Genomic DNA, 14,173 nt, shown 5'->3' with positions numbered 1-14,173 from the left:
TCGCCGACAAAAGGACAATCCAACGGCACCATTTTTAGATATTACGCCTGCGGAAACTCAGAAAATAATGAATCAAGCCATGAAAAATTCGGAGAGATGGCGTATTATGAGTATCAACGGAAAATCGGATGCTGAAATTAAACAATCTTTTGAAGTCCCTGCGAAAATGAAAATTTTTACTTGGAAAGGCGAAAGAGATACTATTATGAAACCTAAAGATTCTATAATCTACTACAAACATTTCTTACAAACTGGAATGATGGCAATGGAACCACAAACGGGTCATGTAAAAGCTTGGGTGGGTGGAATTAATTACAAATATTTTCAATACGACCACGTCGGACAAGGTGCGCGCCAGGTAGGTTCTACTTTTAAACCATTTGTATACGCCACAGCTATTGACAGGTTACAAAAATCGCCTTGCGACATGATAATGGATTCGCCATTTACCATTTTAAAAGGAGATAATAACGATAAAGATTGGACGCCAAACAATTCAGATGGAAAATACCGTGGATTGGTTTCTATGAAAAAAGCGTTGGCAAACTCTATAAACACAGTTTCAGCACGATTAATTCAGGAAGTGGGTGCGCCAGCTGTTGTGGAAATGGCAAAAAATTTAGGAGTAACTTCTAATATCCCAAACCGCCCTGCAATTGCTTTGGGTGCGGTAGAAATTACGGTTCAAGAAATGGTAGCTGCATTCAGCACTTTTGCCAACGAAGGGGTTTATATTAAACCGCAATTAATCACTAAAATTGAAGATAAAAACGGCGTGGTAATTTACCAAGGCGTCGAAGAATCTCACGATGTGGTAAATAAAGATGTCGCATATTCGGTTATTAAATTAATGGAAGGCGTTACGGAATCTGGTACAGGTTCTCGTTTGCGTTGGGCAGCTTCGGCACCATCCAATTTTTTAACGGGTGTGCCTTATAATATTAAAGGACCTGTTGCAGGAAAAACAGGAACTTCTCAAAACAATTCTGATGGTTGGTTTATTGGAATGGTTCCTAATTTAGCCGCTGGAGTTTGGGTGGGTAATGAAGATCGTTCCGCGCATTTTGCAAGTACAAATATGGGGCAAGGCGCTACAACAGCTTTACCAATTTACGGTATTTTTATGCGCAAATGTTTGGCAGATAAAACCTTAACTATTTCTCAAGAACCATTTAAAAGACCAGCAAATATGTCTATTAAAGTGGATTGCGCAGCTGAACCAAGAAGATCTGAAAATGATTCTACAGCTACAGATTCCACGGCAGCCCCAATAGATGCACAACCTGATACAGACGGATTAGACGGACTATAATTTATATTATGATTTCAAGAAAAGTAAATAACGTACAAGAAGCACTTGAAGGAATTCAAGATGGACAAACGATAATGCTAGGAGGTTTTGGACTTTGTGGTATTCCCGAAAACAGTATTGCTGAATTAGTAGAAAAAAATATTACCAATTTAACTTGCATTTCAAACAATGCCGGTGTAGACGATTTCGGATTGGGATTGTTGTTACAAAAGCGTCAAATTAAGAAAATGATTTCTTCTTATGTAGGCGAAAATGCCGAATTTGAACGCCAAATGCTTTCGGGCGAATTAGATGTAGAACTTACACCTCAAGGCACTTTAGCCGAAAAATGTCGTGCCGCACAAGCTGGAATTCCTGCGTTTTTTACACCTGCTGGTTTCGGAACGGAAGTAGCGGAAGGAAAAGAAACACGCGAATTCAACGGAAAAATGCACGTAATGGAATTGGCCTATAAAGCCGATTTTTCAATAGTAAAAGCTTGGAAAGGTGACGAAGCGGGTAATTTAATTTTCAAAGGAACTGCTCGAAATTTTAATGCTTGTATGGCAGGAGCAGCAAGAATTACTATCGCTGAGGTAGAAGAATTAGTACCAGCCGGAACGTTGAATCCAAACGAAATTCATATCCCAGGAATTATGGTTAACCGTATTTTCCAAGGAGAGAAATTTGAAAAAAGAATTGAGCAAAGAACGGTGAGACAAAAATAATTAGTCAATGCGGCAATTAGCCGATTAGCCAATTGAAGTAGCTTCAAGAATTGGCACATTGACACATTATCACATTGACACATTAAATTATGGCATTAGATAAAAATCAAATCGCACAGCGAATCGCCCAAGAAGTTAAAGACGGGTATTATGTTAATTTAGGAATTGGAATACCAACGCTTGTTGCGAATTATGTTCGTACAGATATTTCGGTTGAATTTCAATCAGAAAATGGTGTGTTAGGTATGGGGCCGTTCCCTTTTGAAGGAGAAGAAGACGCCGATATCATCAACGCAGGAAAACAAACGATTACGACTTTGCCAGGAGCCAGTTTTTTTGATTCCGCTTTTAGTTTCGGAATGATTCGTGCGCAAAAAGTAGATTTAACTATTTTAGGTGCGATGGAAGTTTCTGAAAACGGCGACATTGCCAATTGGAAAATTCCAGGAAAAATGGTAAAAGGAATGGGTGGCGCAATGGATTTAGTAGCTTCGGCTGAAAATATTATCGTTGCGATGATGCACGTTAACAAAGCTGGTGAATCGAAAATCTTAAAAAAATGCTCGTTGCCATTAACCGGTGTAGGTTGTGTAAAAAAAGTGGTTACTGAATTAGCGGTTTTAGAAGTTACCTCAAATGGGTTTAAATTGTTAGAACGCGCACCAGGTGTTTCAGTAGAAGACATCATTAAAGCAACAGAAGCGAATTTAATCATTGAAGGAGATATTCCGGAAATGAAATTTTAATTAGTCAATTAGTCAATGTGCCAATTGGTTGTTGCGTAACTAATTTTTAAATTATAAAAATTTTATACTGACCTAACAGGTTTCTAAAACCTGTTAGGTCTTTTCAAAGTAATATGAGAGCAAAAGTAATTCTAAAATCAGGTAAAGAAAAATCCATTCAACGTCGTCATCCTTGGATTTTCAGCGGTGCTGTGTATGGCGTAAGTCGGGAAATAAACGATGGCGAAATGGTAGATGTGGTCGATTCAAAAAACCAACATTTAGGAACCGGATATTTCAGTGATAAAGGAAGTATTGTGGTGCGTATTTTGACGTTTGGTGACGAAACTTTTACTGAAAACTTTTGGGCAACCAAACTCCAATCGGCTTGGTATTTACGTACTCAATTATTAGATTTTGAAATTACTAATGCGTTCCGCGTTATTCACGGAGAAGGTGATGGAATTTCGGGATTAATTATTGATTATTACGATAAAAATTGGGTAATTCAAGCCCATTCTACTGGAATTTTTCTTCAAATGGAGCAAATTGCCGAAGCGATAAAATCGAATTTTTCGGAACATTGTGAAACCATTTATTGCAAAAGTTCAGGCACGTTACCGAATACAGGAACCGATTATTTCTTATTTGGAAACAAAGCTGAAACGGTTGCGAAAGAGAACAACATTTTGTTTTCTGTAAATTGGGTAGAAGGTCAAAAAACAGGTTTCTTTTTAGACCAACGCGACAACCGAAAATTATTAGGTGAATTCTCAAAAGGTAAAAAAGTATTAAATACGTTTTGTTATACAGGCGGATTTTCCATTTATGCGATGAACGCTGGAGCGGAATTAGTAACTTCGGTAGATATTTCTCAAAAAGCGGTAGATTTAGCCGCCAGTAATATGGAATTGAATTCCCCAAAAGCCAACCATACAGCCGTAGCTGACGACGTGTTTAATTTTATGAAAGAACACACGCAGCAATACGATGTTATTGTGTTAGACCCTCCCGCTTTCGCGAAAAGCATCAAAAGCAAACATACGGCAACGCAGGCATATAAACGTTTAAATATTGCCGGTTTAAAAGCCTTAGCGCCTAACGGCATATTATTCACGTTTTCGTGCTCTCAAGTAATTGACGATGTGTTGTTTTACAACACCGTTGCAGCAGCAGCCATAGAAACCGGAAGAAACATAAGAGTTTTACATAAATTAGAACAAGGCCCAGACCATCCCACCAATATTTACCACCCAGAAGGGCATTATTTAAAAGGATTGGTGTTGTTTGTGGAGTAAGTTTAGCTGTCAGCTGTCAGCTTTTAGCAATTAGCTATAAGTGGTTAGCTGGTGATTTGTCATTCTGAACTTGTTTCAGAATCTCAATGACTTTAAAGTGTTCCGTTTTTAGTATTCAGTATTTTACACATTGTTTGTCATTCTGAAAGAATCTCACATTATTTATCCATTAACAATTTCAGTACTGCAATTTGTTATTAATTAAATATATGTAATTGCAGTTGGTAAAATTTGAATTTCTTTAATTCTTTTGTCTGTTTCATTTTTCTTAAAAGCACATATTTTTTCAGAACTTAAACCAGAGACTGCAGCGATAGTTTTTATAAAGCCATTAAGTTTAGTTTCTCTTCTTTTTATTAAAACATCCATTGTGTCTTGCTGTTTACTGTCTGAAAACAAGTCATTTAAATCACTTAAAGGAAAGAAATTATTTTTAGATAAAAATTGTTTTTCTAGTAGTAACATATCATATTTATTTAAAACAGTAACAAATTTGCCCTTATAAAATAATTTCTCTTTTTTAATACAGTAAATAAAAGGGGTTTTATAAACGATTGAAATAAACCAATATTTTTTTCTAGTAATAACGTACAATATGATTATTAGTAACAAGGAAACAACACAAATTGTAATATATAATTCTGTGTGGTCTTCATAGTAAATTTGATCTAGTACTATAAAATCACTTATATTATTTATATGTTTTTTTAAAGGGTATTTTTCGAAGATAAAATTATAATTTTCGTCAGTTTTGATTTCAAATATACCATAAATGTTATCTTTTAAAATGAAGTTTCCAGGGTGATGTTTTGATAATTTGTTTTTATATTGCTTAATGCAATTGTTTTTAATATCTAAGTAAAACATTTTGTATCCGTCGATGATATAAAAACCGTTTTCTTCTTCAAGTAAAGTATTTTGATTTTGTGTTATTGTCTGGAAATTTTTGAAAATATTAGACTTATACACTTTCCATTCTTTTGTTTTTAGATTTAAAACATAAAGTTTATGGTTAGCTGCTTCATTTGTAAAACCACCAAAAACATATAGGTTGTCATCAATAACTTTTGAAAGACAATTAGTAAACGTAGGTATATTTGCATCATTTGTTTTAACAAGATCCCATTCTTTGTTTTCAAAACTATACTTTGTTACTATTTTTTTTACCATAAACAAGCCATAACCGCCTAAAAAGTAAATTTCATTTTTGTAGGAAAATAAACTCCCCCCAAATTGGTTTCTATGTAAATAAGATTTATCTAAACGAACTAAACTATCGTTTCTAAATTCTAATACAGGACCACAGCCTTCATGAACAAAAATATTTCGCCCTCCAACATTTATGAAAAGGTATTCATAAAAATTACCAGGAAAAGCCGATTTAAAAATAGAAACTTCTTTTTTTTGTTTGGTTTTAAAAACTACAGAATCGTTTTTAAACAGTATTGCTTCTTTATGAGTGTAATCGTAAATTAACTTAGGTTTTTGACTAAATTTTAGTTCTTGAGCCAAAGTAAAACCACTGAAAGTAAATGCTAACAGATAAATAAAAGCGTTTTTCATTTTTCAACATTAATTTACAAAATTAAACCAAATTAACAGAGATAAAAATACTGGAATGTATGATTTCCAATAATATTTGAGCAGTGACCATTGTATCGATTTAAATTTGAATTGTAAAAAAAAATTATGGAACAATGTAAAACGCTTGGTGAAGAAACTTATTTTGAATTTTCATATTTTCAAGAAATATTGATAATTAAATATGGCTTTACAGTTGCAAATCAAACAGAAATTAAAATTGAAAATGCTCTAATTTTAAATGTAATCGATAGAATAAATTATTTAAAGATTGCAAATCCTGAAAACTTAAGAACTGTTGGTTACTACTCATTAACACACTGGAAAGAATGTCCCCAAACGCAACATTGCCCTTATATTGCGAAACTTGTTTTGGATGTTTTTCCTATAGAAACTTTGAATAGAATAATATCAGAAAATAAATTACTAAATTAAAAAAAATGAAAAAAATAACTACTTTATTACTTTTGAGCATTGCTTTTCAAAGCTATGCTATCGATCGTTTTGTTGACCCAAACTTATCTGCGGGTAATGGAACCACATTATTTACAAATATTACATCTGCTGTTAATGCTGCAGTAAATGGAGATAGAATTGTTGTAGCTTCTAACACATATAATGAAGCTGCATTAATTATTGGTAAATCCTTGCAAATTATGCCACAAATACCAGGCACTACAATTAACTTTAATGCAAACATTACCATTGCTGGTTTTCCAGGAATGAAATTAGAAATAACTGGATTTAATTTGGGGATTTATTCTTTTAACTCAAGCGCCATAACTGGTGGTTCAATATCAAATAGAAGCAAAATAAGCATAATAAATTGTATCTCAGAATATTTATGGTTTGAAAATGATTTTTATCAAGTAAATTTTATTGAAAATCAAGTTACAAAAGGTATTTTATTTAAAAATGGCAATGTAGTGAAGAATACAACTAAACAAATTTCACTGTTTGATGAAGCTCAAGAAAATCCTAACACACCGGACCGAAATTTAATAATTGCAAATCAAGTACAATTTTTGATTGGAGTATATAATAATGATTATCCGGTGGTTATAGCAAATAATTCTATGCGAGATTTATCTTTTAGAAGATGGAACGCGAATGTAAATTTAAAAAATTATATTATAAACAATGAATTTACAACTGATTGTGTATTAAATATATCTATTGTTAGTGTTCCGAGATACAATATAATTTTTTCAAGTAATAAATTTATTAATGGTTTTGTAACTGCTTCTTATGGTAATTGCGGTTCCAATTCTTTACCTCAATTAAGCTATGATTCAAATATGCCAAATAATTTAATGAGCTATGACTTTTGGATGCCTTCTTGGAGTTGGTGTTGCAATGGACCTTACGGATGGTATTATATCAATGGTCAAAATAATCCAACTATGCCCCCTAATTTTATGTGTTATGGATGGGTTTCTTTGGGATCTAATAACTTTCCAAATGTTAATGCACCAGGATTCTTTGAGTTTTCATATAACGGTCTCCAAACTACTTTTCTTATTCCTACATCTGGTTCTCCTTTAAATTTAACAAATATTCAGGGCCAAACAAGTGATATTGACGGAGGAAATCCAAACCATGCTTTTTACGATATTGATTTAACTATAAATGATAGAGGCATTAATGGAGGTCCTTTTTCACAGTTAAATTATAATGCCGCAAATCCTAATAATAGTAAAGCCTTTATTTTTGATTTAGATATCCCTGCCGATTTGTTTCCAGGGCAAAATGTAGAAATAAAAGCAAAAGGATATCATAAAAATTAAGCTATGAAAAAATATTTAGTAATAGCCTTTTTATCTATCCAGGTAGTTGTAGCACAAAACCCAGTGATTACAGCAGCCGAATATTATTGGGGCTCAACAGACCCAGGCTTAGGAAATGGAACTACTTTGACATCGGAGGACACTCAATTTAATGAAAGAGTAGAAAGTATTATTGCTTCTCAAGTAAATTCATTTACTACTCAAGGACCAATTTTATTTAATATTAGAGTTAAAGACGGTGATAATCAGTGGGGGCCAACATTTAAAAAAGCTGTTTTTGTTAATAATAACACTTTTACTACAAGACAAATAAAATTAACAAAATTCGAATACTTCTTTGGTAATTTTGACCCAGGAGAAGGAAATGGAACTTCAATTATTGCATTTGACGGCGCTTTAGATGAAGCGGTAGAAACTGTTTTTAGAACTCAGGCCACTTGGGATATGGCAACCGGCCCTGTTTTATTTAATATTAGAGCAAGAGATGTAAATAATTTATGGGGACCTTTATTCAAAAAAACAGTTTTTCCATATGGAGCTAATCCAAATGCACAACTTATCGCAGAGGGTGATTCTATTGAAATTTGTCAAGGTTCAAGTGTTACATTAACTTATTCTGGCCCGAATGGTTATACTCCAACTTGGTTTGATGGAAGTCAAGGAAACACCGTTACTTTTACACCGACTCAAGCCGGAAGTGTTAACGTGTCAGCTACATTAGAAAATAGTACTTATACCGATTCAATAAATATTATATTTAAACCACAACCAACCTCCACAATTTCACCATCTGGTCAAATTTTAGTTTGTGGTTCAAGTAATTTTTCATTACAAGCTAATACGGGTACTGGTTTAAGTTATCAATGGTTTTTAAACGGGAATCTTATAGCTAATGCAACAAACGCAACTCATTTACCAACTGCAGTAGGTTCTTATACTGTAAGAGTTACTTCAGCTTCAACTAGCTGTTCTAAAACCTCCGAACCAACTGTTCTATCGGCAACATTTATATCACAACCAAATGGAACAGTAAACTTTTGTGGAACTCAAATTTTAAGTGTGCCTAGCGGTTCTTCTAATTCGTATCAGTGGAAAAAAGATAATGTAAATATAAGCGGTGCAAATACTAATACTTACACTGCAACACAGCCAGGTGTTTACATATGTGTTATAACTAATGGTAGTTGTACATTTACAACAGCAAACATTATTTTAAATCAAACATCAGTAGCCCCAACAGCAAATATTACACAAACATTTAACGCTGGTGATACTATAGCCAATTTAACTGTAACAGGTTCTAATTTACAATGGTATAGCACAGCTACCGGAGGCTCTCCTTTATCATTAACCACAACGCTGGTATCTGGAACAACGTATTATGTAAGTCAAACTGTAAATGGCTGCGAAAGTTCAAGGGTTGCAATTACTGTAACACAAAACTTAAGCAATGATAGTTTTGTTTTAAATGGGTTTACTCTTTATCCAAACCCAACATCAAGTACTTTAAACTTTAGGTCGGTTGTAGCACTGGAAACAATTGCTATTTACAATATGCTTGGTCAATTAGTGCAACAAGAAAAAGTAAATGCTTTAGAAGGCACTATAAACATTGAAAAACTGGCTCAAGGTAACTATTTGGTAAAAGTTAACGATATAGCTAAAGGGTATACTATTATTAAAAACTAGTTTATTATCCTGCAAGTTTTCGAAAAACAATTAACCCTCTCGGCGTTTCAAACTCTGAGAGGGTTTTTCTTTAAAAAAACACTTTTCCTCATCAAGTATTAATTTTTTCATTAGAAAGAAAGCGTTTGATTATAATTTTTATTATATTGCTTATCAAATCTTTTGCCCTATGAAACGGTTACTTACCTTCTTTAAATGGTTTCTTATAAGCAGCGTTGGCTTTATTCTGATCTTATATATTTTTGATGTAGATTATTTGCTTCGTGCCGTAAAAACCATTTATCTCAAAGGACATACCACTGCATTTTTAGAAGATTATAAAGAATTTCCAAACCGTACCATTCAAAAAGGGACGGCTCAACCTTGGTCGGTTTCTAAAGATTACAATAGCGTTCCGGCTACTGATAAATTAAATACGACTCATAAAAACTTACAAACCGTAGCGTTTCTTATCATAAAAAACGATAGTATTTGGCATGAAAGTTATTTTGACGGGTACACCAACTCCACTAAAAGCAATTCTTTTTCTATAGCAAAAAGTATCGTTTCGGCAGCTTTAGGCAAAGCTATAATGCAAGGAAAAATTAAAAGTTTAAATCAAAAAGTTACCGATTTTTTCCCAAAATTAAAAGGCAAATTTGCTAAAGAAGTCACGGTTGGCGATTTGTCGTCTATGGCATCTGGTTTAAGTTGGGACGAAAAATACTACAGTCCATTTTCTATAGTAACTCGGGCATATTTTGATGATCAATTAAAAGAAGTTATTTTAGGTTTGAGCATCAAAGATAAGCCAGGGCAAAAATTTAATTATTTAAGCGGTGCTACTCAATTATTAGCCATGTGTATTGAAAAAGCCACTGGTGAATACCTTTCTAATTATGTGTCTGAGCATTTTTGGAAACCTATGGGCGCAGAAAACGATGCACTTTGGCAATTAGACGAAGCCGACACCGGAATTGAAAAAGCGTATTGTTGTATTGCCAGTACCGCTCGCGATTTTGCTCGTTTTGGAAAATTATACAAACAAAATGGGGTTTGGAATGGCAAGCAAATTTTAGCACGCTCGTTTGTGGAAAAATCATTGCAACCGCGTTTTTCGGATAGCCCAGAATATGGTTATGGTTGGTGGTTGCGTCAAATAAATGGGAAAAGTGTATTTTATATGCGAGGGCATTTGGGTCAATTTGTTATTGTCTTGCCAGAAGATGATGTTATTATTGTGCGATTGGGTCATTTAAAAGGCAAACAAACGACAACTGATCCACATAGTAACGATTTGTACGTATATGTAGAAGAAGCTTTAAAAATGATTACTAAAAAGAAATAAGTATGTTAGACACCATTCAATTAGACAATATTTTATTTTTAGATATTGAAACGGTTCCTGAAATGGAACATTTTTCGGAATTAGATTCTGATTTTCAGGAACTTTTTGCACACAAAACGCAATATCAAAGAAAAGATGAGGTTTCACCTGAAGAATTTTACGAAAGAGCCGGTATTTGGGCTGAGTTTGGTAAAATTGTTTGTATTTCTGTAGGTTATTTCACGCAAAAAAGTGGTGAACGACAGTTTAGAGTCACCACTTTTCAAGGAGATGAAGAACGTTTGTTATTGGATTTTTCTAATTTGATAAACAATCATTTTAATTTGCCACAGCACGTGATGTGCGGACATAATGTAAAAGAATTTGATTTTCCGTTTATCGCACGACGAATGTTAATTCACGGAATAAAAATTCCAGCTAAATTAAATTTAATGGGCAAAAAACCCTGGGAAGTGCCGCATTTAGACACGTTAGAATTATGGAAATTTGGCGATTACAAACACTTCACCTCTTTAAAATTATTAACGAAAGTGTTGGGTGTTCCTTCTCCTAAAGATGATATTGATGGAAGTGAAGTAGCAAAAGTGTTCTACAAAGACAAAGATATTGACCGAATTGCTACGTATTGTGAAAAAGATGTAATAGCTGTAGCGCAAATAATATTGAAGTTGCGACTGCAAAAATTATTAACTTCAGATGAAATTTTGAAAGTATAAGGTATAAAAAAACCACGTAATCATTACGTGGTTTTTTTATTTTAATTACGTTTTAGTTTCCTGCTAAAGCATTGGTACTAAACTTTTTCACATCCGCAATTTCGTTATCTGAATAAACTACTGCGCTTAAAGCTTTTGTGGTATAAAAATTCCAAAGACCTGTTTTTTTCCCTTGTTCGAAAGAACCTTCCGAAACTAAATTACCTGTTTCATCATAAGATTTCCATAAACCATCTGCTTTTCCATCAATATAATTTCCTTGGTGCATTACTTTACCGTTAGAATGATAATACGTTACTTTTACTGTGTTTTCAGAAATTTGTTCTCCAATAGCCTCAGTTTCTTGAGCAAAACCGAACGAAGTAAACAAAATTAAACCAAAAATAAGGGCTAAATTTTTCATAATTATAGGTGTTATGATTAATAATGATGTAAATCTACAATATATTTTTACATTAACCAAACAAAAACTTAACAATTTCGTAACATTGGAAAAAAGAACATAAAAAAAAGCGATCTAATTAAGACCGCTTTTTAATATTTATTTTGAGATATTTATTGTAATAAAGTAGCTCCATTTACTGTTGACCAAGCACCATTTGTTAATGATGCACCAGTAGCAGTAGTTGAAGTAGTGAAATTTCCAGAAGGGAAAGTTATTGTGAAAGCTGTAGAACCACCATAACCAGTTTGAGGAGTAGTTCCATTAATTTTAAAGTTTGTTAATTTAATTTTACCACCAGTTACTTGAGCGTTATTAGTCGTAGTTTCTTGAATTCTACAAAACACACCTTCAGTAAAACCTTCTACTAAAATATTTGAAAAATATCCATTTCCTTGTTTTTTAAACTGAATAGCATCGTATTCTCCTGGAGTTTCCACAACTGTTCCAGTACTTCTTTTTAAAGTAATACCAGAGATAACAGGCCAAAAAGCGTTATCAACAGTTTTAGCTTCAATTTCCATTCCAAAATTACCAGTTCCTGTTTGGTACGCATACCAATTAGAGTTTAACTGACCTTTCCAGCCATCTTGCCAGTCAAAAGAATCATCAAAGTTTCCGTATGAAATTAAATTAGTTGCGCTTACGGTACCTCCATAAAATTCGAACCCATCATCTGCACCTTTATATGATACTAAGTTTTCTAAAACTGTCCCCGAACCTACTGAATAAAAAGAAAAACCATTCATTTCAGAAGTACCGTCTGATATTTTTTTACCAGCATATTCAACACGAACGTATTTTAATGAACCTCCGTTGTGCGTTGGATTAGAACCTCCGTAAGTTAAAGCGACCCCATTTACTAAAACCCCATCTTCAGCTGTTGCTGAAGGTGCAGAAGAAGCACCAACTATTGGAGCATCGCCATACATGATTATACCACCCCATGAACCTGGTACTTGAGAACTTTCTGTAAATACAACTGGTTCGCCAGCAGTACCATTAACAATAAGTTTCCCACCATTTAAAACAACTAAAGCATCAGTTCCATTAGATTTATCAGCTGTAATTTTAGAACCTGCTTCAAAAGTTAAGGTTACACCTGATTGAATTTTGACAATACCACTTAATGTGTAATTTCCATAAGGGTATGTTTTGTTTGTCGTTAAATCACCAGAAATTTCACCAACTACTGGGATTTTTGTTGTTGTTGTTTCGTCATTATCTTCTGAACAACTTGCGAATAATAAACTTAATACTGATAAGCTTAATACTAATTTTTTCATGTTATTTTGTTTTTTAGTTTGTTATACAAATTTATGTTGACTGCTTAATGATATCGTTAACCATATATTATTAAAAATTTAAGAATTTCTGGCTATGTAAATTTTCTGTAAATTAAAAATCCTGCCGAAACAGGATTTTATTTTTAGAAAGTATAACTTAAACTTAAACCTAAGCCTACGCCTCTTTTAAAATCTTCTACTATTAAAGTATTTTCTAATATTGTAACCTTACTCTCTTTACCTAATTCAAATTTTTGATATGGATTTAAAATATTATCAACTGAAAATTTAGCCGTTAAGTTTTTGGTTAATTTACTTGAATAAACAAAATCTAACTTATGAAATGGCATTTCATAAATATGATCTAAACCGTTTGTACCCACTGCATAAATATTTTTTCCTTTAACTCCATATACAATTGTTGCTGTATTAGAAATTTTATTTCCTAATTTAAATTCATATTTAGCATCTGCATTGACTACCCAGTTTGAAGCACCTTGTAAGTCTCTTGTAGGGTTATTCTCAAGAACATTTTCTGCAGCAATTTCAACTTTAGTTTTCATTAACGCTGCATTCATTCCAACTGAGAAGTTTTCTAACTTATCAGAAACATGCTCCATATTAAATATAAATTCAAATTCAGCTCCAAATAAATTAGCGATTTTAGAATTTTGAAAAGTAATAATTTGAGTTGCACTACTTTTAAATACTCGTTCAATTGGATCTTGAATTCTTTTTCCATATGCTCCAATTGCAATCATATCTTTTTTAGTAGAGAAGAATTCATATTTTAAATCTATATTTAAATTCTGAGTGTCTAATAAATCTTTATTACCTGTTTCTACTGTACCGTCAGGATTAACAATCTGTACTGGTAAAGCTTCTATTAAAACAGGTCTTGTTATTGTTTTAGATGATGCAAATCTTAAATTAGAAGCGTCATTAATTATATATTTTGCATTAAGTGATGGTAATACATAATTTTTTTTAACTGAATTCTTTTTGAAAGGATCATTGAAAGCACTTCCAAGCTCTCTTGTTTTTAAAGTTCTTTCAGCAACTTCAAATCGCATCCCTCCGTTAATTTCAATTTTTTCTCCAAAATTCAAAAATAAATGAGCATAACCAGCATTTACATATTGATTTATCTTGTTTTTAAAATCACCTGTAGATTCTTCATTTTCATTAATTAATCCATTTTCCGCATCTGAAATTATTTGATTATTAATGTTTTCTAAATCTACATTAACTTGATATCCAGAAACTACTGGTTTTGTTGAGAAAAATCTATAAACGATACTTG

The 14,173-nt window shown here is 32.9% G+C and carries 13 protein-coding genes; 9 read left to right on the top strand and 4 right to left on the bottom strand.

Annotation, left to right across the window (positions count from 1 at the left end; genetic code table 11):
* The 4 genes from ACIQ11_RS04130 to ACIQ11_RS04115 all read left to right on the top strand — a co-directional run.
* A partial coding sequence (locus ACIQ11_RS04130; RefSeq protein WP_396153068.1) for a transglycosylase domain-containing protein occupies window positions 1-1,312 on the top strand: 1,312 nt, incomplete at its 5' end.
* Window positions 1,313-1,320: 8 nt separating this feature from the next.
* Window positions 1,321-2,019 (top strand): CoA transferase subunit A, encoded by a 699-nt coding sequence (locus ACIQ11_RS04125; protein WP_291242732.1) that lies wholly within the window; start codon window positions 1,321-1,323, stop codon window positions 2,017-2,019.
* Between the two features lie 89 nt (window positions 2,020-2,108).
* Window positions 2,109-2,765 carry a CoA transferase subunit B gene (locus tag ACIQ11_RS04120; protein ID WP_396153066.1) on the top strand — a complete coding sequence of 219 codons (657 nt, stop codon included), beginning with the start codon at window positions 2,109-2,111 and terminating at the stop codon, window positions 2,763-2,765.
* A gap of 113 nt (window positions 2,766-2,878) precedes the next feature.
* Complete coding sequence (locus ACIQ11_RS04115) at window positions 2,879-4,042, top strand: class I SAM-dependent rRNA methyltransferase (protein ID WP_396153064.1); 1,164 nt, start codon at window positions 2,879-2,881, stop codon at window positions 4,040-4,042.
* Window positions 4,043-4,243: 201 nt separating this feature from the next.
* Here the strand turns inward: ACIQ11_RS04115 and ACIQ11_RS04110 are convergent, their stop codons facing one another.
* On the bottom strand, window positions 4,244-5,605 hold the full coding sequence (locus ACIQ11_RS04110) for a kelch repeat-containing protein (protein ID WP_396153062.1): 1,362 nt from the start codon (window positions 5,603-5,605) through the stop codon (window positions 4,244-4,246).
* Window positions 5,606-5,731: 126 nt separating this feature from the next.
* On the opposite strand from ACIQ11_RS04110, the gene ACIQ11_RS04105 reads away from it, so the two are divergent.
* The 5 genes from ACIQ11_RS04105 to ACIQ11_RS04085 all read left to right on the top strand — a co-directional run bounded on the left by ACIQ11_RS04105 (window position 5,732) and on the right by ACIQ11_RS04085 (window position 11,142).
* Window positions 5,732-6,058, top strand: a complete 327-nt coding sequence (locus tag ACIQ11_RS04105; protein WP_396153060.1) for a hypothetical protein — start codon at window positions 5,732-5,734, stop codon at window positions 6,056-6,058.
* 5 nt (window positions 6,059-6,063) lie between these two features.
* The gene (locus ACIQ11_RS04100; protein ID WP_396153058.1) at window positions 6,064-7,410 is read left to right on the top strand and encodes a hypothetical protein; all 1,347 of its coding nucleotides are present in this window, start codon (window positions 6,064-6,066) and stop codon (window positions 7,408-7,410) included.
* Between the two features lie 3 nt (window positions 7,411-7,413).
* Window positions 7,414-9,099, top strand: a complete 1,686-nt coding sequence (locus ACIQ11_RS04095; protein ID WP_396153056.1) for a T9SS type A sorting domain-containing protein — start codon at window positions 7,414-7,416, stop codon at window positions 9,097-9,099.
* Window positions 9,100-9,268: 169 nt separating this feature from the next.
* Window positions 9,269-10,426 (top strand): serine hydrolase domain-containing protein, encoded by a 1,158-nt coding sequence (locus tag ACIQ11_RS04090; protein WP_396153054.1) that lies wholly within the window; start codon window positions 9,269-9,271, stop codon window positions 10,424-10,426.
* Between the two features lie 2 nt (window positions 10,427-10,428).
* Complete coding sequence (locus tag ACIQ11_RS04085; protein ID WP_396153052.1) at window positions 10,429-11,142, top strand: 3'-5' exonuclease; 714 nt, start codon at window positions 10,429-10,431, stop codon at window positions 11,140-11,142.
* A gap of 52 nt (window positions 11,143-11,194) precedes the next feature.
* Here ACIQ11_RS04085 and ACIQ11_RS04080 read toward each other — a convergent pair whose 3' ends face one another.
* From ACIQ11_RS04080 to ACIQ11_RS04070, 3 genes are all read right to left on the bottom strand, one after another.
* Complete coding sequence (locus ACIQ11_RS04080; RefSeq protein WP_396153050.1) at window positions 11,195-11,545, bottom strand: toxin-antitoxin system YwqK family antitoxin; 351 nt, start codon at window positions 11,543-11,545, stop codon at window positions 11,195-11,197.
* Window positions 11,546-11,697: 152 nt separating this feature from the next.
* Window positions 11,698-12,870: a hypothetical protein gene (locus ACIQ11_RS04075; RefSeq protein WP_396153048.1), complete on the bottom strand. Its 1,173-nt coding sequence runs from the start codon at window positions 12,868-12,870 to the stop codon at window positions 11,698-11,700.
* A 143-nt stretch (window positions 12,871-13,013) separates the two neighbouring features.
* Window positions 13,014-14,173 (bottom strand): TonB-dependent receptor domain-containing protein (locus tag ACIQ11_RS04070; RefSeq protein ID WP_396153046.1); only part of this gene is annotated, 1,160 nt, incomplete at its 5' end.

This window comes from Flavobacterium sp. (genome assembly GCF_044361065.1).
GTDB lineage: Bacteria > Bacteroidota > Bacteroidia > Flavobacteriales > Flavobacteriaceae > Flavobacterium.
Note: the sequence above shows the minus strand (reverse complement) of the source record. Positions and strands in the feature narration are given on the sequence as shown.